The sequence below is a fragment of the Pseudoxanthomonas sp. GW835-FHT14C01 genome, assembly GCF_058793715.1.
In genome coordinates, this window is the sequence record NZ_JBXAGB010000001.1 from 1289631 (window position 1) to 1312976 (window position 23346).

The 23346-nt window shown below is 68.8% G+C and carries 20 protein-coding genes and 1 pseudogene; 15 read left to right on the top strand and 6 right to left on the bottom strand.

The window, feature by feature from the left end; genetic code table 11:
• The first annotated feature begins 41 nt into the window (after nt 1–41).
• The gene (locus tag AC1Q5B_RS05660; protein WP_492630740.1) at nt 42–821 is read left to right on the top strand and encodes an energy transducer TonB; all 780 of its coding nucleotides are present in this window, start codon (nt 42–44) and stop codon (nt 819–821) included.
• A gap of 82 nt (nt 822–903) precedes the next feature.
• On the opposite strand, the gene rho is transcribed toward AC1Q5B_RS05660, so the two are convergent.
• Nucleotides 904–2601 carry a transcription termination factor Rho gene (gene rho, locus AC1Q5B_RS05665; protein WP_492630741.1) on the bottom strand — a complete coding sequence of 566 codons (1698 nt, stop codon included), beginning with the start codon at nt 2599–2601 and terminating at the stop codon, nt 904–906.
• 210 nt (nt 2602–2811) lie between these two features.
• On the bottom strand, nt 2812–3153 hold the full coding sequence (gene trxA, locus AC1Q5B_RS05670; RefSeq protein WP_062350453.1) for a thioredoxin TrxA: 342 nt from the start codon (nt 3151–3153) through the stop codon (nt 2812–2814).
• A 226-nt stretch (nt 3154–3379) separates the two neighbouring features.
• Between trxA and rhlB the strand changes: the two genes are divergently transcribed.
• The 5 genes from rhlB (at nt 3380) to ung (ending at nt 8369) form a co-directional block, all read left to right on the top strand.
• Nucleotides 3380–5071: an ATP-dependent RNA helicase RhlB gene (gene rhlB, locus AC1Q5B_RS05675; protein WP_492630742.1), complete on the top strand. Its 1692-nt coding sequence runs from the start codon at nt 3380–3382 to the stop codon at nt 5069–5071.
• A 103-nt stretch (nt 5072–5174) separates the two neighbouring features.
• Nucleotides 5175–5861, top strand: a complete 687-nt coding sequence (ftsE, locus tag AC1Q5B_RS05680) for a cell division ATP-binding protein FtsE (protein ID WP_162111233.1) — start codon at nt 5175–5177, stop codon at nt 5859–5861.
• Nucleotides 5858–6802 (top strand): permease-like cell division protein FtsX, encoded by a 945-nt coding sequence (gene ftsX / locus AC1Q5B_RS05685; RefSeq protein ID WP_492630743.1) that lies wholly within the window; start codon nt 5858–5860, stop codon nt 6800–6802. The genes ftsE and ftsX overlap by 4 nt, the downstream gene beginning before the upstream one ends.
• Nucleotides 6803–6817: 15 nt before the next feature.
• Nucleotides 6818–7657 carry a response regulator gene (locus AC1Q5B_RS05690; RefSeq protein ID WP_492630744.1) on the top strand — a complete coding sequence of 280 codons (840 nt, stop codon included), beginning with the start codon at nt 6818–6820 and terminating at the stop codon, nt 7655–7657.
• Nucleotides 7658–7661: 4 nt separating this feature from the next.
• Nucleotides 7662–8369, top strand: coding sequence for a uracil-DNA glycosylase (gene ung / locus AC1Q5B_RS05695; RefSeq protein WP_492630745.1), 708 nt, complete (start codon nt 7662–7664; stop codon nt 8367–8369).
• Between the two features lie 114 nt (nt 8370–8483).
• On the opposite strand, the gene AC1Q5B_RS05700 is transcribed toward ung, so the two are convergent.
• Entirely contained in the window at nt 8484–9044 is a 561-nt protein-coding gene (locus AC1Q5B_RS05700) for a DUF2059 domain-containing protein (protein WP_492630746.1), read from the bottom strand.
• Between the two features lie 124 nt (nt 9045–9168).
• Here AC1Q5B_RS05700 and arfB point away from each other — a divergent pair, with 124 nt between their 5' ends.
• Nucleotides 9169–9603: an alternative ribosome rescue aminoacyl-tRNA hydrolase ArfB gene (arfB, locus tag AC1Q5B_RS05705; protein WP_492630747.1), complete on the top strand. Its 435-nt coding sequence runs from the start codon at nt 9169–9171 to the stop codon at nt 9601–9603.
• A gap of 40 nt (nt 9604–9643) precedes the next feature.
• On the top strand, nt 9644–10204 hold the full coding sequence (locus tag AC1Q5B_RS05710; RefSeq protein WP_492630952.1) for a lysophospholipid acyltransferase family protein: 561 nt from the start codon (nt 9644–9646) through the stop codon (nt 10202–10204).
• 271 nt (nt 10205–10475) lie between these two features.
• Here AC1Q5B_RS05710 and AC1Q5B_RS05715 read toward each other — a convergent pair whose 3' ends face one another.
• The 3 genes from AC1Q5B_RS05715 to AC1Q5B_RS05725 all read right to left on the bottom strand — a co-directional run bounded on the left by AC1Q5B_RS05715 (nt 10476) and on the right by AC1Q5B_RS05725 (nt 15294).
• Nucleotides 10476–13565 carry a TonB-dependent receptor domain-containing protein gene (locus AC1Q5B_RS05715; RefSeq protein ID WP_492630748.1) on the bottom strand — a complete coding sequence of 1030 codons (3090 nt, stop codon included), beginning with the start codon at nt 13563–13565 and terminating at the stop codon, nt 10476–10478.
• A gap of 99 nt (nt 13566–13664) precedes the next feature.
• A complete protein-coding gene (locus AC1Q5B_RS05720; protein WP_492630749.1) occupies nt 13665–14723 on the bottom strand; it encodes a FecR family protein in 1059 nt (352 codons plus the stop codon).
• Nucleotides 14701–15294, bottom strand: a complete 594-nt coding sequence (locus tag AC1Q5B_RS05725; protein ID WP_492630750.1) for an RNA polymerase sigma factor — start codon at nt 15292–15294, stop codon at nt 14701–14703. The genes AC1Q5B_RS05720 and AC1Q5B_RS05725 overlap by 23 nt, the downstream gene beginning before the upstream one ends.
• 313 nt (nt 15295–15607) lie before the next feature.
• On the opposite strand from AC1Q5B_RS05725, the pseudogene AC1Q5B_RS05730 reads away from it, so the two are divergent.
• From AC1Q5B_RS05730 to AC1Q5B_RS05760, 7 genes and pseudogenes are all read left to right on the top strand, one after another.
• A pseudogene (locus AC1Q5B_RS05730) lies at nt 15608–16171 on the top strand (cyanophycinase); the annotation flags it as partial.
• 201 nt (nt 16172–16372) lie between these two features.
• A complete protein-coding gene (locus AC1Q5B_RS05735; RefSeq protein ID WP_492630953.1) occupies nt 16373–17353 on the top strand; it encodes an isoaspartyl peptidase/L-asparaginase family protein in 981 nt (326 codons plus the stop codon).
• A gap of 14 nt (nt 17354–17367) precedes the next feature.
• Nucleotides 17368–18141 (top strand): energy transducer TonB, encoded by a 774-nt coding sequence (locus AC1Q5B_RS05740; protein ID WP_492630751.1) that lies wholly within the window; start codon nt 17368–17370, stop codon nt 18139–18141.
• Between the two features lie 318 nt (nt 18142–18459).
• The gene (locus AC1Q5B_RS05745) at nt 18460–20196 is read left to right on the top strand and encodes a prealbumin-like fold domain-containing protein (RefSeq protein ID WP_492630752.1); all 1737 of its coding nucleotides are present in this window, start codon (nt 18460–18462) and stop codon (nt 20194–20196) included.
• Between the two features lie 68 nt (nt 20197–20264).
• Nucleotides 20265–22364, top strand: coding sequence for an SMP-30/gluconolactonase/LRE family protein (locus AC1Q5B_RS05750; RefSeq protein ID WP_492630753.1), 2100 nt, complete (start codon nt 20265–20267; stop codon nt 22362–22364).
• 113 nt (nt 22365–22477) lie between these two features.
• Nucleotides 22478–22903 carry a YciI family protein gene (locus AC1Q5B_RS05755; RefSeq protein WP_492630754.1) on the top strand — a complete coding sequence of 142 codons (426 nt, stop codon included), beginning with the start codon at nt 22478–22480 and terminating at the stop codon, nt 22901–22903.
• Nucleotides 22904–22913: 10 nt separating this feature from the next.
• Nucleotides 22914–23321 carry a VOC family protein gene (locus tag AC1Q5B_RS05760; protein ID WP_492630755.1) on the top strand — a complete coding sequence of 136 codons (408 nt, stop codon included), beginning with the start codon at nt 22914–22916 and terminating at the stop codon, nt 23319–23321.
• The last annotated feature ends 25 nt before the right edge of the window (nt 23322–23346 follow it).

Here is a 23346-nt window from a genome sequence, read left to right on the forward strand (position 1 = left end):
CAAGGGCGGGCATGTTGAGAGGCGTAGTTTTGGGGGCGGCGTTGGCCTGTCTGGGCAGCCAGGCGATCGGCCAGCAGAAAGAGGCTGCCGTGCGCTTGGAAGTTGCGGGCACGCTGCACCTCACCGCCGATGGGAAAGTGACGCAGTTCAAGCCCGACCCCGGGGTAAGCGCTGCCGTCGCCACCCAGGTTGCGACCAGCGTCAGCAGATGGCAGTTCGCGGCACCTGACGCTGAGGCCCGGCCGATCGAAGGGGATACGCATGCGAGGCTGACGCTGGAGGCGGTTCCCCTCGGGCAAGGTTATGGCTTGCGCCTGACCGAAGCCTGGTTCGGCGCACCCATGCTCACGCCGGGCGCGGCATCTCCGGAGTATCCACGTGTCCTGCTCGAGGCCCGCGCGGGCGCACGCGTGCTGCTTGAGCTGGAGATGGACGGGAACGGCGGCGTGGCGAAGGCCACCGTCAAAGAAGCGGCCTTGCTGACCCACATCAAGGATGAACAGATCCGTGGCAAGTGGCGCGAGCGTTTCGGGCAGGCCAGCCTGGAGGCGGCGCGGCGCTGGACATTCGTTGCCGGCTCGCGGCAGGGCGGCGTTGCCCGATATCCGCGCGATGTCCATGTGCTTGTGACGTTCTGGCCGCGCGATGTCCGCGGTGGCGACACGGAATATCGGCACATGGGCTGGCCCATGGCGACGCGACCATGGTCGATCCAGAACCAGACGACGTTGCCGCCCGGCACCGTGCAGGTCGATCCGCGCGTGCTGCCGTTGGACTCCACCCTGGCGCTGAAGGAGGACGTGGTGGGCAAGCTGCTTTGACCCACCGATTCCTGTGGATCCCCGCGCAGCGGAACAAGAAAAACGCCCCGCAATGCCGGGCGTTTTTCTTTCCTTCGCCGGATCAGCGCTTCATCGAACTGAAGAACTCGTCGTTCGACTTGGTGTTCTTCATCTTGTCCAGCAGGAACTCCATCGCCGCGATCTCGTCCATCGGGTGCAGCAGCTTGCGGAGGATCCAGATCTTCTGCAGCAGCTCCGGCTCGATCAGCAGGTCCTCGCGGCGCGTGCCGGAGCGGTTGATGTCGATGGCCGGGTAGACGCGCTTCTCGGTGATGCGACGGTTGAGGTGCACTTCGCTGTTGCCGGTGCCCTTGAACTCTTCGTAGATCACCTCGTCCATCTTGCTGCCGGTCTCGACCAGCGCGGTGGCGATGATGGTCAGCGAGCCGCCTTCCTCCACGTTGCGTGCGGCGCCGAAGAAGCGCTTCGGACGGTGCAGGGCGTTGGCGTCCACGCCGCCGGTCAGCACCTTGCCGGAACTGGGCACGACGTTGTTGTAGGCGCGGGCCAGGCGGGTGATCGAGTCCAGCATGATCACCACGTCCTTCTTGTGCTCGACCAGGCGCTTGGCGCGCTCGATCACCATCTCGGCAACCTGCACGTGGCGCGCGGCGGGCTCGTCGAAGGTTGAGCTGACCACCTCGCCGCGCACGGTGCGCTGCATTTCGGTCACTTCTTCCGGACGCTCGTCCACCAGCAGCACGATCAGGTGCACGTCGGGGTGGTTGGTCGTGATGGCGGTGGCGATCTGCTGCATCATGATCGTCTTGCCGGCCTTAGGCGGCGACACAATCAGGGCGCGCTGGCCCTTGCCCTGCGGCGCCATCAGGTCGAGGATGCGGCCGGCGATGTCTTCCGACGAACCGTTGCCGCGCTCCAGGGTGAAGCGGCGGCGCGGGAACAGGGGTGTCAGGTTCTCGAACAGCACCTTGTTCTTCGACGCTTCCAGCGGCTCGCCATTGATGGTGTCGATGGTCGACAGCGCGAAGTAGCGTTCGCCGTCCTTCGGCCAGCGGATGCGGCCGGCCAGGTGGTCGCCGGTGCGCAGGTTGAAGCGGCGAATCTGGCTGGGGCTGATGTACACGTCGTCCGGACCGGCCAGATAGCTGGCCTCGGCCGCGCGGAGGAAGCCGAAGCCGTCCGGCAGGATTTCCAGCACGCCGTCGGCGGCGACGCCTTCACCGTGGCGGGTCAGCACCTTCAGCAACGCGAAGATCACATCCTGCTTGCGCGCGCGGGCCACGCCTTCCTGGATGTTCAGCTGCTCGGCGATGTCCAGCAGCTTGGGCGCGGGCATGCGCTTGAGGTCGCCCAGCGAGTACTGCGGGAAGCCTTCCGGCACGTTCGGCATCACGCGCGGCGCGAAGTTTTCCTGACCGCCGCCATTGCCGTCCTGCGGCATGCCGTCGTGGCCCTGCCGATCGCGGTTGCGCTCGCGGCGATTGCGGAAGCGGTCGCGGCGGTTGTTGTTATTGAAGCGGTTGCCGTCGCGCTCGCCGCCGTCCTGCTGCTGTCCGCCGCCCTGCGCCTGAGGGGCGGGCGTGTCGGCGCCGCCGCCCTCATGGGAGGGTGCGGGCGCCGCGGGGGCCGGGGCGGGGGGGCGTTCGGCGGCGACGGGGGGCGGCAGCGGGAGCTGCGGTGCCACGTCGGGCGCGCGCTCGGCCGGTGCGCCGGCGTCGGCGGACGGGGTTTTCGGTACACGGGCTTTGCGCACGCGCTTCTCGGCGGGAGCGCCGGTTTCGTTGCTGCTGTCGGACAAGGTGCGAATCCTCGCTAGGTGGCGAGCGCCGGCGTTGCGGCGGCGGGGTGAAGTGAAGAGTGGGTATTCAGATGGGTGCGGCGCATCCCCTGCGCCGGATTTCGGGGCCGACACTATCACCGGGTCCGGGGTGGCGGCAAGCCGCTGGGAGCGGCGGGTTCAAGCGGATTCAGCCTGCGCCCCCGCGTCGGCGGGGGCGGGGCGAGGGAATCAGGCGGCCTGGGAGCCCAGGGCCTTGTCGATCATCTGGGTCAGCTGGCCCTTGCCGACGGCACCGATCTGGGTGGCCTGGATCTGGCCGTCCTTGAACAGCAGCAGCATCGGGATCGAACGCACGTGGTACTTGATGGCGGTGGCGCGGTTCTCGTCCACGTTGACCTTGGCGACCTTCAGCTTGCCGCCGTAGGTCTCGGCCAGTTCGTCGAGGACCGGCGAAATCATCTTGCAGGGGCCGCACCATTCGGCCCAGAAGTCCACCAGCACCGGCTCGCCGGACTGCAGCACGGCAGCATCGAAATCGGCATCGCCGACGTGGGTCACTTTGTCGCTCACGGGGATCTCCTGCGGGGTCCGCGGAAGGGCGCGGACGGGTTCGGGCCGGGACGGCCACCACGATTGGGGTAAACTGGGGCGTTCCGCGACCTTATTCAAGGGTTCCCAGGTGGTCGCGCAACCCGGCACAGGGGGCGCAGTGTGCGACGCCGGTCAGGCCGTTGCAAGCACACCCACCGCATTCATAAGAGACGCGCGCGGAACACAGCGACGCAAAGAAGAAGGCATGAGCGACAAACCGTTAACCGACATCACGTTCTCCTCGTTCGATCTGCATCCGGCGCTGCTCGCCGGGCTGGAAGGCGCAGGTTTCTCCCGTTGTACGCCGATCCAGGCGATGACGCTGCCGGTCGCCCTGGCGGGCCGCGACGTCGCCGGCCAGGCGCAGACCGGCACCGGCAAGACGCTGGCCTTCCTGGTCGCGGTGATGAACCGCCTGCTGAGCCGCCCGGCGCTGGCCGAGCGCAAGCCCGAGGATCCGCGTGCGCTGATCCTGGCGCCCACCCGCGAGCTGGCCATCCAGATCCACAAGGACGCCGTGAAGTTCGGCGCCGACCTCGGCCTGCGCTTCGCCCTGGTCTACGGCGGCGTGGACTACGACAAGCAGCGCGAGATCCTGCAGAAGGGCGTCGACGTCATCATCGCCACCCCGGGCCGCCTGATCGACTACGTCAAGCAGCACAAGGTGGTCAGCCTGCATGCGTGCGAGATGTGCGTGCTGGACGAAGCCGACCGCATGTTCGACCTCGGCTTCATCAAGGACATCCGCTTCCTGCTGCGCCGCATGCCCGAGCGCACCACCCGGCAGACGCTGCTGTTCTCGGCCACGCTGTCGCACCGCGTGCTGGAGCTGGCCTACGAGCACATGAACGAGCCGGAAAAGCTCGTCGTGGAGACCGAGTTCATCACCGCGGCCAAGGTGCGGCAGAAGCTGTACTACCCGGCCGACGAAGAGAAGATCCCGCTGCTGATCGGCCTGCTGTCGCGCAGCGAAGGCGCGCGCACGATGGTGTTCGTCAACACCAAGGCGTTCGTCGAACGCGTCGCGCGCGCGCTTGAACGCGCCGGCTATCGCGTCGGCGTGCTGTCCGGCGACGTGCCTCAGAAGAAGCGCGAATCGTTGCTGAAGCGCTTCCAGGCCGGCCAGCTGGAACTGCTGGTGGCCACCGACGTGGCCGCACGCGGCCTGCACATCGATGGCGTGTCGCACGTGTTCAACTACGACCTGCCGTTCGATGCCGAGGACTACGTGCACCGCATCGGCCGTACCGCGCGCCTCGGCGCCGAGGGCGATGCGATCAGCTTCGCTTGCGAGCGCTATGCGATGTCGCTGCCCGACATCGAGGCCTACATCGAGCAGAAGATCCCGTCCGAGCCGGTCACCGCGGAACTGCTGACGGCGCTGCCGCGTCCGGAACGTCCGAAGCCTGCAGTGGGCGAGGGCGACGACGAAGAAGAAAGCGTCAGCCAGATCTTCCGCGAGGCGCGCGAGCAGAAAGCCGCCGACGAAGAACGTCGTGGCGGTGGCCGCAAGCCCGGCGGCTCCAGCGGTGCCGGTCGTCGCGACGGCGGACGCCGTGAGGGTGGTCGTCGCGAAGGGCCACGTTCGGCCGACGGCAAGCCGCGTCCGCCGCGTGCGCCTCGCCCCGAAGGCGAGGCCCCCAAGCCGCAGGCGCCGCGCCCGGCGAGCGAGGAAGCGCGCACGGACGTCGCCGCAGCGCTGCCGGATGGCGAGCGCAAGCCACGCAAGCGCCGTCGCCGTCGCCATGGCCGTCCGCTGGAGAGTGCGGAGGGCGCCGTGGCGAACGCCGCGCCGGTCGCCGCGAAACCGGCGGCTGCGCCGAAGCCCGTCGACGACAACGCGGGCTTCCTGACCAGGCTGGGCCGCAAGATCCGCTCGCTGGTGTCCGGCGGCTGAGCCGCGCCGTCGCGGTAACCGAGGAGAAGCCGGGCCTGTCCCGGCTTTTTCTTTGCCGCGCGCCATCGCCAGCGTCTCGACCGCTCCGGCATAATCGACGCACATGAGCGTCCTTCGATTCGAAAACGTCAGCAAGCAGTACCCCGGCGGCCACGCGGCGCTGGAGGACGTCAGCTTCGAGGTGGCCGAGGGCGAAATGCTGTTCGTCACCGGCCACTCCGGCGCCGGCAAGAGCACGCTGCTGAAACTGATCCACCTGAGCGAGCGACCCAGCCGCGGCGCGGTGGTGTTCGGGGGGCGGAACCTGCTGAAAGTGCGCGGAGGACGCATCCCGCTGCATCGCCGCGAGGTGGGCGCGGTTTACCAGGACCATCGCCTGCTCACCGACCGCACGGTGATGGAGAACGTCTCGCTGCCGCTGATCCTGCGCGGCGACCGTCGCGGCGACATCGGCAAGCGCGTGCGCGAAGTGCTGGCGCGCCTGGGTTTGGGCCATCGCGAGAACGCACTGCCCACGCAACTGTCCGCCGGCGAGCAGCAGCGCGTCGGCATCGCGCGCGCCATCGTCGCCGAACCGCGCCTGCTGGTGGCGGACGAGCCGACCGGCAACCTCGATCCGACGCTGGCGGCGGAGATCATGTCGCTGTTCGCGTCCATGCCCGAGCGCGGCACCAGCGTGCTGGTGGTCAGCCACGACCTGTCGCTGCTCAAGCGCATGAAGAAGCGCGTGCTGATCCTCGACCACGGCAAGCTGGTCGACGACATTTCCCCGGCGGACCTGGCCGAATGAGCGACGCGAAGAACAGCCGCGCGCAGGCGCGCTCCGGGTTCGGCATCTGGCTGGACCAGCATCTCTACAGTTTCGTTTCCAGCCTCGGCCGCACGGTGCGTCGCCCATGGGCCACGCTGCTGACGATCGGCGTGATGGCGGTGGCCTTCGTGCTGCCGCTGGGGCTTTGGCTGGCGTTGCAGAACGTCGGCCATTTCGCCGGCGACGTGCAGCAGTCGCGCGAGATCGATCTGTTCCTGACGCCGGACACGCCGGTCGCGCGCGCGCAGGCGCTGGCGGAATCGTTGCGCGCCCGCAGCGACGTCGCGCGCGTCGAACTGCGCACGCCCGAGCAGGGGCTGGCCGAATTCCGCGAACGCAGCGGCCTGGCGGGTTCGCTGGATCTGCTGGACGGCAATCCGCTGCCCAGCCTGCTGGTGGTGGTGCCGGACGGCGACGAAGTAGGGCTGATCGCCGCGCTCGAGGCGCTGCCGGAAACCGACCTGCTGCAGCACGACGCCGCCTGGCGCGAACGCCTGGCCGGCTGGATGGGCTTCGGCAAACGGCTGGTCTGGGTGCTCGCGGTACTGTTCGGGCTGGGCGCGCTGCTGGTGGTCGGCAACACCGTACGCCTGGACATCCAGTCGCGGCGCGAGGAAATCGGCGTGCTGCAGTTGCTGGGTGCGAGCGACGGCTTCATCCGCCAGCCCTTCATCTATCTCGGCGCGTGGTACGGCCTGGCCGCAGGTGCGCTGGCGCTCGGCCTGCTGACGCTGGCGGCGATGGCGTTGCGCGCGCCGCTGGCCGCGCTTGCGCGCAGCTACGGCAGTCCGTTCTCGCTGGTGGGGCTGGACCCCGTCGCCGCCGCGGCCGTCGTGCTGGCGGCCACGGTGGTCGGCTGGCTGGGCGCATGGCTGGTGACCGGCCACTTCTTGCGTCAGACTCGCCCGACTGCCACCTGACGACCCTGCATCTTCATGGCCCAAGAGCTCCGGCATCTGATCAGCGACGCGCCCCGCGTGATGGTGGTGGACGGGTCGAAGCTGGTCCGCAAGCTGATTGCCGATGTCCTGCAGCGCGAGTTGCCGGGGGTGCAGGTGATCGGCTGCGCCAGCATCGCCGAAGCGCGCGACGCATTGGTGGCCGGCGAAGTGCATCTGGTCACCACCGCGCTGGCACTGCCCGACGGCGACGGCATGGAGATCGCGCGCAGCGTGCGCGAAGCGGCGGGGCAGGCGTACGTGCCGGTGATCGTCGTGTCCGGCGATGCGCAGCAGCACCTGGAAGAGCGCCGCTTCACCGAATTCGTCACCGACTATTTCGACAAGGCGCTGGGCCACGAAGCCCTGGCGACCTTCATCCGCGGCTACGTGCAGCCCGAGCCGGTGGTCGGCGCCACCATCCTCTACATCGAGGACAGCCGCGTCGTCGCCGAGACCACCAAGCGCATGCTGGAGCGGCAGGCGCTCAACGTGGTGCATGTGATGAAGGCCGAGGACGCGTTCGCGCTGCTCACCGCCGAGTCGCTGGGCCTGTCCACGCACAAGTTCGACCTGGTGCTGACCGACGTGATCCTGAAGGGCGAGCTGAGTGGGCGCGACATCGTGCAGCGCATCCGCGTGGATTTCGCCTACGGCAAGCGACGCTTGCCGATCCTGGTGATGACCGGCGACAGCAACCGCGACAACCAGGCCGAGTTGCTCCAGGCCGGCGCCAACGATCTGGTGCTGAAGCCGATCGCCGAGCGCCTGCTGGTGACCAAGGTGCTGTTCCAGTTGCGCCTGGCGCGCATGGACGAAACGCGCAGTCTGGTCTGAGCGCATGACGGACGACGACCGCGTCAGGCTGGAACCTTCGTGGAAAGCGCGCATCGGCGACTGGCTGCAGCGGCCGGACATGCGCGAGCTGTCGGCGTTCCTGCGCCAGCGCAAGGCCGCCGGCGCGCGGATCTATCCGCCCGGGCCGCAGATCTTCGCGGCGTTCGACGCCACGCCGTTCGATGACGTGAAGGTGGTGATCCTCGGCCAGGACCCGTACCACGGGCCGGGCCAGGCGCATGGCCTGTGCTTCTCGGTGCTGCCGGGCGTGCCGGTGCCGCCATCGCTGCTCAACATCTACAAGGAAATCAACGCCGATCTCGGGATCGCGCCGCCGGACCACGGCTGCCTTCTGCCGTGGGCGCGACAGGGCGTGCTGCTGCTCAACGCCGTGCTGACGGTCGAGGACGGTCGCGCGGGCGCGCACCAGGGCAAGGGCTGGGAAGGCTTCACCGACCACGCCATCGAGACGCTCGCGCGCGAGCGCGAAGGGCTGGTGTTCCTGCTGTGGGGCAGCTATGCGCAGGCCAAGGGCAAGGTGATCGACACGCGCCGCCACCGCGTGCTGCGCGCGCCGCATCCGTCGCCGTTGTCGGCGCATCGCGGCTTCCTGGGATGCGGGCATTTCAGCGCGACCAACCAGTACCTCGCGCAACGCGGTCAGGCGCCCATCGACTGGCGCTTGCCGCCGCGAGACCAGCTGGTGCTCTGAGGCGAGCGTGAGCTGTCGCGCAGTCTGATGGGGAGCGACGTAAGTCGCGATGAAGCGTTACCGGTGGATCATCGCGACTTACGTCGCTCCCACACCATAAAGACGTGCCAGGGTTCAGCGCGTACGGCGCCGCTTCTGTGGCGGCGAGACCGGCGGGGGCGGGGTGACCGGGATGTTCTTGATCTCGCCCTGCAGTTCTTCCAGCATCGGCACCATCTTCTGTTGCACCGCACTCATGATGTTCTGCATCAGCGCCGGGTTCTTGTCGAGCATGCGCTGGCCGGCCGCGCTCTCGTAGAACTTGGTGATCGCACGCACGTCTTCGCGAGTGTATGTCTTCTTGTAGACGTCCAGGTAGACCGGGCGCATCTGTTCCCACGACAGCGCCTTGCGCACGATTTCCTGGGTCTTGGCCTGGATGCGGGCGACTTCGGCCTTCTGTTCCTCGGTCATCGTCTGGCCGGCGAAATGCTTGTCGAACTCCTGCTGCTGCACGGCTTCCATCTGCGGCACCACGCCGGCCAGGAGGCTCTCGGCGCGCGACGCCTTCAACAGGCGGTCGATGTCGGCGTCGGTGGGCTCGGCCGCGAATGCAGGGCTGGCGCAGGCCAGCGCGGCGGTGACGAGGACGAGGCGGCAAAGCCGGCGGGCCGCGGTCAGCGAAGCAGGAATCATGCGGTGCGGGTGGCGTGGAACGGGGGCACAGGGTGCCTGCCGGGGAGTAAATCTGGCGTTAACTGGCGCCTATCCTGCGGCGCTGCGCTACGAACGGCCGCGCATCCTGACTACAATCCGCCGCATGGGGAGTACCGCACTCGAGATCACGCCCACGCTGGCGATTCCGGACGACGAACTGGTCGAGCGCTTCGTGCGCGCGAGCGGCGCGGGCGGCCAGAACGTCAACAAGGTGGCGACGGCGGTGGAACTGCGCTTCGACGTGGCCGGGTCGCCGTCGCTGCCGGAGCCGCTGCGCGAGCGCCTGCTGGCCAAGCGCGATCGCCGCCTGACCGACCAGGGCGTGCTGGTTATCGATGCGCAGCGCTTCCGCACCCAGGACCGCAATCGCCAGGACGCGCGCGAACGCCTGGCCGCGATCATCGCCGCCGCCCTGGTCGTGCCGAAGAAGCGCGTCGCCACCAAGCCATCGCGTGCGGCCAAGGCGCGTCGTCTGGATGCCAAGCGCGAGCGCAGCCAGGTCAAGCGTGGCCGTTCGCAGAAGAACCAATGGGAGTAACCGTTTGAGCCACGACATCGTTCCGCGCATCCCGCCCAATATGCCGCAGGTGCCCCCCAACCGCTTCACCCGCTGGATGGGGCGCACCTTCCTGCGGACATTCGGCTGGCGGATCGAGGGCACGCTGCCGGATCTGCCCAAGCTGGTGATGATCGTCGCGCCGCATTCGTCCAACTGGGACGGCATCTGGGGCATGGCGGCGAAGATCGCGATGGGCTTCCAGGTGCGCGTGCTCGGCAAGGCGCAGTTGTTCTGGTGGCCATTGTCTCCGCTGCTGCGCAAACTGGGCGTGGTGCCGGTCGACCGCAGCTCGCCACAGGGCACGGTCGAGCAGGCGGTCCGCATGATCCGCACGTCGGACAGGATGTGGTTCGCGCTGACGCCGGAAGGTACGCGCAAGCGCGTGGACAAGTGGAAGGGCGGCTTCCTGAAGATCGCGCAGCAGGCGCAGGTGCCGATCCTGATGGCGTACTTCCATTATCCCGAGAAGATCATCGGCATCGGCGACGTGTACTACCCGACCGGCGACATGGAGACCGACATGGCCGCGATCCGTGCATGGTACCGGCCGTGGCAGGGGAAGAATCGCGGCACGGTGTGAGGTGCGGGTCGATGCCGCGCATCCGGCACGCCTGAACCGAAGCGCCGTCGTCCCCGCGAACGCGCGGGGATGGGGATCCATCTTGATCCTGCCTCGTTCGCACGCGTGTATCGCAGAGGAGGCTCCTGCCGCGCCGGACCGAAGGCGGAATGGATCCCGGCCTGCGGCGGCATGACGGGAATGGTGTCCACGTTGCCCGCGCCCGCAGCGCACCCGGAAGAAAAAAGCCCGCCTTAAGGCGGGCTTTTCCCGGAACGCAGCGATCCGAGGCTCAGAGCGCTTCGCCGCCCAGCTTCCACGTCACCTGCAGGAAGTAGGCACGCCCCACGCTGTCGAACCACGCCGTGTCGTAATACGGATAGTTCGACCAGGTCGGATCCTTCGGCGGCATCTTGTCGAGCAGGTTGTTGACGGTCAGCGAGATGCGCAGGTGATCGTTGATGTCGTAGCGCGCGCCGGCATTGAAGCGCCACGACTCGGGCATCCAGGCATCGTCGGCGTAGTTCGGCACGCGCCCCAGGTAGTTGCCGAACAGGCTGGCGCCGAACGCATCCTTGTCCCAGCTCACGCCCAGGTTGCCCTTCCGGCGCGGCAGGGCGGGGCTGTAGGTCTCGTAGTTCAGCATGTCGAGCGTCGGGTCGCCCGGGTACTGCTGGCTCTCGTGGCGATGCACCCAGGTGTAGCTGCCGGTGAAGCGGAAGTCGCCGGCCTGCGCCGTCTGCAGGCGGTAGCTGACGCTGGTGTCGATGCCCGAGGTCTCTTCGCTGGCGATGTTGATCGGGCTGAAGCGCACGCTGGTGATCACGCCATCGCTGTCGCGGATGACGCGGGCGATCGCGTCCTGGCAGGTGGCCGAGTTGATGTCGACCGGCGTGCCGCTGTCGGTGACGCCCAGGCGGCAGTTCGCCTCATCGCGACGGATGCGCTCGCGATCCTGCGTCTGCACCTGGTTCATCACCTTGATCTTGTAGTAGTCCATCGACAGGTCGAAGCCGCTGAACGGCGACCACACGAAGCCGGCGGAGAACGACTTGCTGGTCTCTACGTTGAGGTCCATGTTGCCGCTGTAGACGTCAAACGTGCTGACGTCGTAGCTGCCGTCGTCGTAGCAGTAGTCGTTGGTGGCGTCCGGTTCGGCGGTGCGGCAATCGTAGTAGTCGGTCGCGAAGCGCGTGCGGTAGTAGTCGTTGCCAGCGAAGAGGTAATGCATGTCCGGCGCGCGGAAGCCGGTGCCGTACGAACCACGCACCAGCAGCGTGTCCAGCGGGCGCCATTCCAGGCCCGCGCTGTAGGTGAACTTGCCGGGATTCTTGTTGCCGTATTCGTAGCGGTCGTAACGGCTGGCCAGGCTGGCCTCCAGCGTCGACAGCAGCGGCAGGCGCACCTCGCCGGCCACGCTCCAGCGGTCGCGGTCGCCGCGGCCGTCGCCGTAGCGCGGGCCGTAATAGGCGTCCTCGGTCAGCGCCAGCGGATCGGGATTGATGCGATAGGACTGGCTGCCGTATTCGATCGCGCCGGCGAAGCCCACGTCGCCGGCCGGCAGCGTGAACAGCGACGTCGTGTCGACGGTGAAACTGAGGTTGTCGTTCTTGGCCACGGGACGGAACGTGGACATGGTCGAGATGGACGCGAATTCGGCCGGTGTCAGTGGGGTGAACAGGCGGGTCGGGTCGGGCGCGTAGATCGCATAGCCCCGGCTGGTGTAGCCCAGCCGTTCGCCGAGGAACAGGCGATTGGCCGCGTCGGCCTTGATGCGCGGCATCTCCACGTCGGCCTTGTACTGCGAGTGGTTGTAGGCGCCTTCCCAGTTCCAGTCCTCGCCGAACTGGCCCTTGAAGCCGGTGGACAGCGCGAATGTCTTCTGCACGGTGGTGTTCATGCGGTTGCGCAGGCCGCCGATTTCCTCGGGCGTGAACTGGCGCGTCCAGATCTCGCGCTGATCGGTGAGCGCGTTGTAGAACACCTTGTCGCGGTAGTTGTTGGTCGACGCCGGGTCGTGGAATTCCCAGCCCATGTGGTCGCTCGCCACGTCGTTGCCGTTGGTGCCGGTCAGCAGCCGGACCGTCTGGTGGCCGAACTGCGTATCGGCGAACCAGGAGAGCGTGTCGGAAATGCGGTACTCGAACGCACCGAAGACGTTGCCGCCCTTGCGCTCGTTGGTGATCGTGCGATACGCGATGGCGCGCTCGCTGCCGCAGTAAGGCTCGCCGAAACGGTCGTCGGCCAGCACGGTCGTGCCCTCGTTCAAGCCCGCCATGGCCGCGCATCCGTCGGCCGGCGCGATGTTGGTGTCGTCTTCCCAGTTGAGGATCTGCGCGGTCAGGCGCGGCAGCTGGCGGCGCGCCAGCGGGGAGTCCAGCGTGGAATCCTGGTTGCGGCGCTCGTAGCCCCACAGCGGACGCTTGTCGAGCAACTCCACACCGACGATGCCGCTGAAATCGCCGCGTTCGAAGCCGGTGGTCACGGTCAGCCGGTGCGACTCGCCGCCGCCGCGTTCGGTGTCGCCGTAGCGGTAGTCGAAGATGGTCCCATCGACCGACTTCTTGAGGATGAAATTGATCACGCCGGCCATCGCGTCGGAACCGTAGACCGCCGAGGCGCTGCCGGTCAGCACTTCCACGCGGTCGATCATGCCGAGTGGGATGTTGCCGATGTCGGTGAAGTTGCTGCGGCCGTTGAGCGGCAGCGGGAAGTCGGCGATGCGGCGGCCGTTGATCAGGACCAGCGTGTGGTTCGGGCCGAGGCCACGCAGGTCGACCGCCTGCGCACCCGGCGTGGACTGGGCGCTGGTGGTGTTCTGCTGGCCTTGCACCGTGCCGCTGTTCTGGCTCAGCGAGCGCAGCACGTCGGGCACGGAGGTGAAGCCGGCGGCCTGGATCTGTTCGGCCGTCACCACCGTGATCGGCGCCGGGCCTTCGATCTGCGCGCGCGGGATGCGCGAGCCGGTGACCTGCAGGGTTTCCAGCTGGGTTACGGGTTCTTCGGCTTGCGCGGCACCGCCACCGGGAGGCGCCTCCTGGGGCGCGGGACGCGGCGCCGGTGCGCGACGCGGGGTCGCGTCGGCCTGCACGATCAGCACCGCGCCGGAGGCGTCGCGCCTGGCCTGGAAGCCGCTGCCCTGCAGCAGGCGGTCCAGCGCCTGGTCGGTGTTCGCGGCGCCCTGCACCCCGCTGGTGCGTCGGCCCTTCAACTGGTCGGCGCGATAGACCAGCTGCGTGCCCGACTGCTTCGCGAGCGTATTGAGCGCCGTGGTCAGTTCGCCCGCAGGCAGGTCGATGCGGCCGGGGGCCGCCTGGGCTTGCGCGGCCAGCGCCGCACTACAGGCCATGCTCAACAGCAGGACGCGCACTGGATACCGCATCGACTTTCTCCCCGGGGGCGCTCGGAATGGCGCCTGTTGGCTATCAGGACGAACGAGCCGCGCAAATCCCCCCATGACCTTCGTCGTGGCGTGCGCGGCCTACCGCGTGTGCAGCACGATGCGGTCCGCGTGCCGCTCGGCGCGCACCGGGAATCCCTGCTCGAGCAGGGACGCGAAGCCTTCGGCATTGGACCAGCGGAAATTGCCGCCCACGCGCAGGCCGGCGACGGTAGCGTCGCCCAGTTCCAGCTTGCGCGTATTGAACCGGTTGAACTCGGCGGCGGCGTCCGCCAGCGAGGTGTCGTCGAAGGTCAGGAAGCCGTCGCGCCATTCCAGATAGCGTTCGGCGTCGGCCACCGGCAGCGAACGCACCAGCACGCCGTTGCGTCCGGCCGTCGCCACGCTGCCGGCGGGCAGCAGCGACACCGGTTGCGCGGCGCCGTCGGCGCCCGCGCGGCTCTCAAGCCGCACCTTGCCTTCGGTCACCACCACGCGGATCTCCTCCGGGTCGCGCCTTACCGAGAAACGCGTCCCCACCGCGGCCACGCGGCGGCCCTCGGTCTCGACCACGAACGGGCGTCGCGTGTCGTGGGCGACGTCGAAGAACGCTTCTCCCTTCGTCAGTGCCACGTGCCGCTCGCCGCGGCTGAGGCTTACGTCCACACGGCTGTCGCTGCTCAGCGTGGCGGTGGAGCCGTCCGGCAGGGTGACGGTCTGGATCTGGCCGACGGTGCTGGCATAGCTCGCCTGTTCGCGGCCGGTCAGTTGCCAGCTGCCCCATGCGACCGAGCCGAGCGCCAGCAGGGCCAGCGCCGCCGCCAGGCCGTGCTGCCAGCCCCGGCGGCGAGGGCCGCGGCGATCGCGCGGGGCGAAGGTGATGCCGCGCAGGTCGGGCCGGGCGCCGGCCTGCGTGTCGTCCGCATCGATCACCGCGCCGCTGCGGGGCGGCAGCGTGCCGGCGGGCAGGCCGGCGGCCAAGGCCTGCAGGCGACCGGCTTCGGCCCACGCGGACTGCAGCCGCAGGAACGCGACCTTGTGCCGGGCGGACGCGGACAGCCAGGCATCCAGCGCCTGCTGGTCGTCCGTCGTCCAGCGTTCCGCGTCGCAGCGGGCCAGCCAGTCCGCCGCGAGCGCTTCAATCTGTCTGCTGTCGGCCATGCGCGTCGTCCTCGTCCATGACGGGCCGGGCACGTCGCCCGTCCAGCGCAGGCACGGCGTCGCCGCCGTACAGGTGGTCGGCGATCAGGCGCATCCCTTTGGCCAAATGCTTTTCCACGGTCTTCTCGCTGATGCCCAGTTGGCGGGCGACATCCTTCTGCGGCAGTTCCTCCACGCGCCGCAGCCACACCACTTCGCGGCAACGGTCGGGAAGCCGGTCCAGGGCCTCGACCACGCGCTTGAGCGCCTGGCGGGTCCCGGTCCACCGCTCGGGCGACACCTCGTCGATCAGGTAGACGTTCGAGGACTCGAAATCACCCACTGGCTCGATCGACACCACCCGGCTGCGGCGCAGGCGGTCGGTCATCAGGTGCCGCGCGGTGGCGAACAGGAACGCCTTGGGCGCATCCGGCCGCACCCGCCCTGCCGCTTCGTACACCCGTGCGTAGACCTCCTGCCGCAGGTCGTGCCATTCGTCGCGGTGCGGCCAGCTGCGCTGCAGGAACAGCGCGAGCGCGCGCTCGTGGACGAGGATCTCGCTGACGAACCAGGCGTCGAAGTCGGTGGGCATGGCCGCACTCTAGCCCATCGTCCGCGTGTCCCGCATGGGGGAAGCGCGCCGCCGCTTCGTCTCCACACTGCATCGGTGCGTGGCATCCTGCCGCGACCTTCGACCCTGGGAGTACGGCATGGTGTCTGTCTTCGGCATGTTGCGGCGCGGCGCGGTCTGCGTGGTGGCGCTCGCCTTGTCATTGCCGGCGTTCGCCGCCAGACCCGCGCACTACGTCATCGGCGACCCCGCGGCGAAAACGCCCGGACAGGTGCAGCCCGGCCTGCTGCTGATGGGCGGTGGCGACCGCAACTTCGATGCGATGCGCTGGTTCATGAAGAAGGCCGGCAACGGCCATATCGTCGTGCTGCGCGCGTCGCAGGCAGGCGAGATCGGCGAAGAGTTCTTCAACGAGGTCGGCGGCATCGCCTCGGTCGAAACGTGGGTGTTCAGCGACCGCGAAAGCGCCAGCGATCCCGACGTGCTGCGCAGCCTGAAGCGCGCCGACGGCATCTTCCTGGCCGGTGGCGACCAGTCGCGCTACGTGCGCTACTGGCGCGGTACGCCGGTCGGCGACGCGCTGGATGCGCACGTGCGCGCCGGCAAGCCGCTCGGCGGCACCAGTGCCGGTCTGGCGATGCAGGGCGAGTATCTCTACGGCGCGATGGACGGCGGCAGCCAGATCAGCCCGCGCGCGCTGGCCGATCCGCTCGGTGCGGACAACACCATCGAGACGGATTTCCTAAAGCTGGCCCTGTTGAAAGGCGTGCTGACGGATACACACTTCAGCGAACGCAATCGCCTCGGCCGCCTGATCGCGTTCGTCGCCAAGGCCGAGTCGATGGCCGGCCGCCCGATCCTCGGACTGGGCGTGGATGAGGACGCGGCGGTCGCGGTGGAAGGCGATGGCAGCGCACGCGTCTACGCCACCGCGCCGGGTGCCGGGGCCACGGTGGTGAAGGGCGGCTTCGCGCAGAAGCAGGTCGAAGACGAAGCGATGAACCTGGATCGCGTGGACACCGTCGTCGCCGGCGTCGCGTCGGTGCTTTACCTGCCGAGTGGCCGCGTCGAAAAGCCCGCCGCCGAACGCCACTATGCCGTGCGCAACGGCGTGCTGGTGGCGCTGGATTCGCCGGTGCTGGTGATCCACGGCGGTGCCGGCGTCGAACGCGCCGGCATGACGCCGGCCGACGAGGACGCGGCGCGCAAGGCGCTGGAAGCCGCGCTGCGCGCCGGCCATGCGCAGCTCACCGCCGGCAAGCCCGCGTTGGAGGCGGTGACCGCCGCGATCACGGTGCTGGAGGATGCGCCGCAGTTCAACGCCGGCCGCGGCGCGGTGTTCACCCACGACGGCAAGAACGAACTCGATTCGTCGATCATGGAAGGCGCTACCGGCAGGGCCGGTGCGGTGGCCGGCGTGCACCGGGTCAAGAACCCGATCACGCTGGCGCGCGCGGTGATGGAGAAGTCGCGCCACGTGATGATGGTCGGCGACGGCGCGGAAGCCTTCGCGAAGGAGCAAGGCGTCACCCTCGTCAATCCTTCCTACTTCCGCACCGAAAAGCGCTGGCAGCAGCTGCAGAACGCGCTGAAGGAAGAGAAGCAGGCGCAGGCGAGCAACACGCCGCGGGACCTGCCGGGCAAGGCCTACTTCGGCACGGTCGGCGCGCTCGCGCTCGACGCGAAGGGCCAGTTGGCCGCGGGCACCTCGACCGGCGGCATGACCAACAAGCGCTACGGTCGCGTCGGCGACTCGCCGATCATCGGTGCCGGCACCTGGGCCGACGACCGCTGTGCGTTCTCCGGCACAGGCTGGGGCGAGTACTACATCCGCGCCGCGGCCGCGCACGAGGTCTGCGCGCGCGTGCGCCTGGCCGGGTACAGCATCGCGCGCGCGTCGGAAGGCGTGATCAACCGCGACATCCCCAAGGCCGGCGGCGACGGCGGCGCCATCGCACTCGGTGCCGACGGCAGCATGGCGTTCCCGTTCAACACCGAGGGCATGTATCGCGGCTGGATCGGCGCCGACGGCGTGCCGCACGTGGCGATCTACAAGGACGACCCGCTGCCCGCGCGCTGAAGCGGGATGGCGCTATGCTCCCCGCGTCGACAACGGGGAGCAACGGCATGACGCGATGGATGGTGTTGGGGCTATTGTCCGTGGCGTCCGGCGCGATGGCGGCGGACAAGGCGGCCGATCCTGTCAGGTTCCAGGCCAGTGCGCGAGTGGTGCTGGATGCGCACGGCGTGCCGCAGCAGGTGCAGGCGAACGAAAAGCTGCCGCCTGCCGTGCGCGCCGCCGTCGAGCAGCGCGTGATGCAGTGGCGCTTCGAGCCGGCGACGGTCGGCGGTGTCGCGAAGCCGGGCGTAACGCACGTGTTCCTGGATGCCTGCGCGATGCCGGCATCGGAAGGCGAGATGACGCTCGCCATGGGCTACCGTTCCAACGGTCCCGGCCTCGCCGGCAGCGCAGTGCGGGTCGCGCCGCCGAGGTATCCGGTGGAGGCGGCGCGCAGCGGTCGGGAGGGCAGCTTCAATGTCTTTATGCGCATCGGGCCCGACGGGCGCGCGTCGATCGAGCGTATCGAGCCGGTGGCGGGTGCGGTGAAACCTTTCGAGCCGGCCCTGCGCGAGTGGGTCGGCGCGATGCGCTATGTGCCGGAGGAGGTGGACGCGGCGCCCATCGCGACCCAGATGTCGATGCTGGTGGATTTCGAACTGGGGCACGGCACGCTGCGGCAGGCGGTGCAGAAGGCGCGCGAAAAAGACCGGCAGTCGATGCCATGCCGGGCCGCGGCCGGTGGCGGGGCCGATCCGCGCGCCCCCGTCGTACTCGACTCGCCTTTCAAGCCCGTCACGACGAGTTGACGGCAGGTCGCCGGCGACACGCTCGGTGGCGTGAAGGGGCGGCGGGTCAGCAAGGTCGCCCCGGCCCTTGACCCGGCCGGCATGATCGGCCGGTCTGCGACGACGACCGGGCAGGGTGAGCGTCCGGTTTTCAGTGTGACTCGTGTCGCAAATACGACCCTCGTAAGCTAAGATGCGGCTCACATTTGCGGTCGGCCCCTCCTTGCCTGGAAGGCGTCTTGGGTCGGCTTGCCACAGGGGGCAAGCGATAGGGGTCCGTTGTCGGGAGGGACCTGGGGAGCGCCTCTTCCACAGAAGCGTCAGGGGATCCGTTCGTCGATGTCGTACCGCGCTATTGATGCCTTGCGCCCGCAGGGTGCACGTCCCGTTCGTCCGCCGTCTTCCCGTCCTTCCTTCAGCGACGCCGCGACATCGCGCGGCCGGCGACGCCGCGTCCTGCAGGCCGGCCTGCTGCTGGCCGCCCTGCTGGCCGCGGGTTCGGCGATGGCGTTGATCACCGGGGTCTGGACGCTCAACGGCGCCGCCTCGGCGAACATCACCCTCAACGGGGTCGCGGTGACCTGGACAGGCACCTCCGACCAGGCCTACGCCAACGGTACGTTCAACACGACGAACGACAGCCGCTGGAGCGATCCCTATGGGGAGACGGTCGCCGGCGGCCGGTCGCTGACGCTGCTGCACGAAACCTCCAGCCGCAACTACACCATCACCTTCAACAAGGCGGTGGACAACCCGGTGCTGCATGTCGATCGCCTGGGCGGCGCGTTGGGCAACGATCCCAACAGCTCGCGGTGGACGCTCAGTGGTTCGGCATCACAGGGCGGCGCGGTGACGCTGACGCGCCTGAGCGGCAATGCGCAGTTCCTGGTGACGGGCAGCACGTTCGTGCGCGCGACCGGCACTGCGTTCTCGGGCACGGCGAACGCGGAGTGCCTCTCGGGCAGCGCGGCGACGGTCGCCAGCGGAACGGCCTGCGGTTCGGTCCGCTTCAACGGGACCGGCATCACCAGCCTGACGTTCACCGTGACCCAGGTGGGTCCGTCGGGCGGCGACGAAGTGGAACTGCGCTGGAGCTTCCCGGGCAGCAACGTCATCGTGCGCAAGCAATCCAGCGGCGGCACGGGCACGTTCGGCTTCACCGCCGGCAACGCGTTGTCGCAGACGTTCAACCTGACCACCACCGCCCAGAACACGCCCGTCGCCTCCGCCACCTATCCGGTGACCAACCACGCCGCCGCGATCACGCTGACCGAATCCACGGTGCCGGCGGGTTACGTGCTGACCGGCGCCGCGTGTACCGACCAGAACAACGCCAGCATCGCCGCGACCGTCAACACGAGCACACGCCAGCTGAGCATTGCGGCGGCCGACTACCGCACCAACCAGACCATCACCTGCACGTTGAGCAACAGCGCGACCGCCACGCTGGCGCTGGCCAAGACGTGGGTGAATGCGGCCATCAACGACACCGCCGTGCTGTCGGCGACGGGCGGCACGAACAACGCCACCCTGTCTTCCATCGCCAACAGCGCCTCGGAGACCGACACCGGCGCCGCCGTGCAGGTCGCGCCGGGCAACGTCATCACGCTTGCGGAGACGCTGGGCGCGGGCAATGCGCGTACCTACACCGCCAGCGCCTGGTCGTGCAGCGGCGGCACCCTCGGCGGCAATACGCTGACGCTGACCAGTGCGCATGCGGGTCAGGCCATCGTCTGCACGATCACCAACAGCGCACGCGTGGCCGACGTGTCGGTGGTGAAGTCGACGCCTGCGGGCGCCGCACCCAGCGGACAGGTGCGGACGTTCACCGTGGTCGTCTCGAATGCGGGTCCTGCCGCCGCCGATGGCGCCGTGGTCAGCGACGCGCCCGGCGCGGGCCTGACCTGCCCCGTGTCCGGCAATCCGATCAGCTGTGTCGCCAGTGGCGGCGCCACCTGTCCGGGTGCGGCGGCACTGCCGACCCTCGTCGGCGGTGGTGTGGCGGTGCCGGCGCTGCCCGTGGGCGGCGTGGTGACCTTCACCGTGCCCTGCCAGGTGACCGCGAGCGGATTCTGAGCGGCGCGGCTTCCCAAGCGCGTGCCGAGTCTCCATGATGCGGCTCCGTTCCTGGCCGCACTGATGCAATGAGCCGTACCGTCTGGCTGTGGGCGGTGGTGGTCCTGACCGCCGTCGCCCTGGCCGCGACCTTCCTGGTCACGCCGCGCTTTCCCGTTCCCGTCCCCGATGCAGGTCCGCCGGTCACCCCGTTCGGCTGGACGGGACAGCTGTCGCTGGTCGCCGGCGATGGCGTACGCGGTGCGCAGGAGGGCGTCGGGGCGCAGGCCCGCTTCGACGACCCGTGGGGCATCGTCGTGATGGAGGACGGCACGCGCTACGTCGCCGATGCGGGCGACACCAACCGCATCCGCCGCATCACGCGCGAGGGCGCGGTCACGACGCTGGCCGGCAGTCGCGAAGGCTTCGCCGATGGTACGGGTCCGGCCGCCGCCTTCCACACGCCGTCCGCGCTGGCCCGTGATGCCGAAGGCAACCTCTACGTCGCCGACACCGGCAACCATGCGATCCGCAAGGTGACGCCGCAGGGTGTCGTGAGCACCGTCGCCGGCACCGGCGAGGCCGGCTTCCGCGACGGTCCGGCGGCGCAGGCGCAATTCAACGGCCCGATCGGCGTCAGCGTCGATGGCCGCGGGCGTGTCTTCGTGGCGGATACCTACAACGACCGCATCCGCCTGATCGACCGCGATGGACAGGTCACCACGCTGGCCGGCGGCGACTCGCCGGGATTCGCCGATGGCACCGGTGGCGAGGCGCGCTTCGACACGCCCACGGGCGTGGCCGTGGATGCGACGGGCGTGGTCTGGGTGGCCGATCTGCGTAACGACGCGCTCCGCCGCATCACGCCGCAGGGCAGTGTCAGCACGCTGCCGATGCAGCCGGACCTGCCGGCGCAGGCGGCGCCGCGCCGCCCGTTGTCGCTGGCGCTGACGCACGACGGCCATCTGTATGTCGGCGAGTTGTTCAGCGGCCAGGTGATGCAGGTGATGCGGGATGGTCGATGGCATGCGCTGGCGGGCCATCTCCCGGGCCAGCGCCTGTCGCGGCCGGCAGGCGTGGCGGTCGATGCCGCGGGCCGGCTGCATGTCGCCGATGCAGGAAGCCATCGCGTGCACCTGATCGCGCCGCTGGCGGCGGGCGCGGCGCCGGCCGCGGCGATCGTCGGTCCTTCGAAGGACGATCCGCTGCCCGCTACCGCCGGTCGCTGGCCGTTGCAGCCGCAGGACGGATGGCACGAAGTGGTGGGCACGCTGGGCGAGGTGCGCGGCGACTATCAGGGGGAGAGCCGCCATCACCTGCATGGCGGCCTCGACATCCGCGGCGATGTCGGCGCCACCGTGCTCGCCATCGCCGACGGCAAGGTCGGCAGTCCCTCGGCGGCGTGGAATTTCGACGGCCTGGGCGAAGGATTGGGCGTCGGGCCGCTCGACTATATCCACATGCGCGTCGGTCGCACGCCGCGCGGCGATCTGCTCGATCCCGTCCGTTTCCAGCTGCTGCGCGACTTCAGTGGCGATCCCCGTCGCATCCGCGTGCGCCGCGGCACGCGCTTCGCCGCGGGGGACGCCTTGGGCACGATCAACCGCATGGCGCACGTGCACCTGTCGATCGGACCCTCGGGCTACGAACGCAACGCGATCGCGCTCGGCTTCACCGGGTTCACCGATACATATCCGCCGCGGATCGACGAGGTCGCCCTGTTCGACACGCTGGACCAGCCGATCGACCAGCGCCAGGACGGGCGCGTGCTGGTGCCGCGCGAGCTGCAGGGCGTGCGCATCGTCGTGGATGCATGGGATCAGGTGGACCGCAACCTGCCGCGCCGCCGCCTTGGCCTGTATGCATTGGGTTACCAACTGCTGCACGACGACGGCACGCCGGTCGCCGGTTTCGAAACGCCGCGCATGACCCTCGATTTCCACCGCTTGCCTTCCGACGACGCCGTGCAGGTCGCCTATGCGCCTGGCAGCGGCATCACCGTGCACGGCAGCGCGGTCACCCGGTTCAAGTACAGCGTCACCAACACCGTCCGCGATGGCATGTGGGCGGAAGGCGCATGGCAGGCGGGCGAGTTGCCGCCCGGCGACTACCTTCTGCGGATCACCGCGCGGGATTACAGCGGCAACGAGGCGCAGGGTCGCCGCGACCTGAAGCTGCGCCTGCAGTAGGGCTGGCGCGCCGCGGGCGTCCATCGCGCGGGACCGTGTCGATCCGTGCCATGCCCGTTCGTCGCTGTCCTGAAAGCGGCCGGGATGTCCGGTCCGCACGACAGGAGACAGCAATGCGCGTCATGGTCATCGTGAAAGCGAACGCCGATACGGAAGCCGGGCGGATGCCCAGCACCGGACAGCTGGCGGCGATGGGCGAGTTCAACGAAGCGCTGGTCAAGGCCGGCATCATGCTGGCCGGCGAGGGCCTGCATCCGACCGCGCGCGGTGCACGCGTGCGCTTCGAGGGCAAGCAGCGTACCGTCATCGACGGCCCGTTCGGCGAGGCGAAGGAGCTGATCGCGGGTTTCTGGCTGTGGCAGGTGCGCAGCTTCGACGAAGCGATCGAGTGGATCAAGCGCGCGCCGTTCGACGGCGGCGAAGAGATCGAGCTGCGCCCCGTATTCGAGGCCGACGACTTCGGCGACGAACTGACGCCGGAACTGCGCGAGCAGGAAGCGCGCCTCGCCGCGCAGATCCAGTCGCAGACCCATGCTTGAGGAGTCGATCATGAGCACCCAGATCTTCGTCAACCTGCCGGTCCGCGACCTGGAAAAGTCCAAGGCCTTCTTCGCCGCCCTCGGCTATGCGACCAACCCGCAGTTCACCGACGACAACGCCGCCTGCGTCGTCATCAGCGATGCCATCTATGTGATGCTGCTGGTGGAGCCGTTCTTCCAGGGCTTCACGCGCAAGACGATCGCCGATGCGCGCACGCAAACCGAAGTGATCCTGTGCCTGTCGGCCGACACGCGCGCCGGCGTCGACGCGCTGGCGGACAAGGCGATCGCCGCCGGCGGCAGCGAGACGCTCAAGGCCAAGGACTACGGCTTCATGTACCAGCGCAGCTTCCAGGACCTCGATGGTCACCAGTGGGAAGTCGTGCACATGGACGAAGGTGCGATGCCGGCGGATTGACGTACATGAATGTACGCGTCGCATC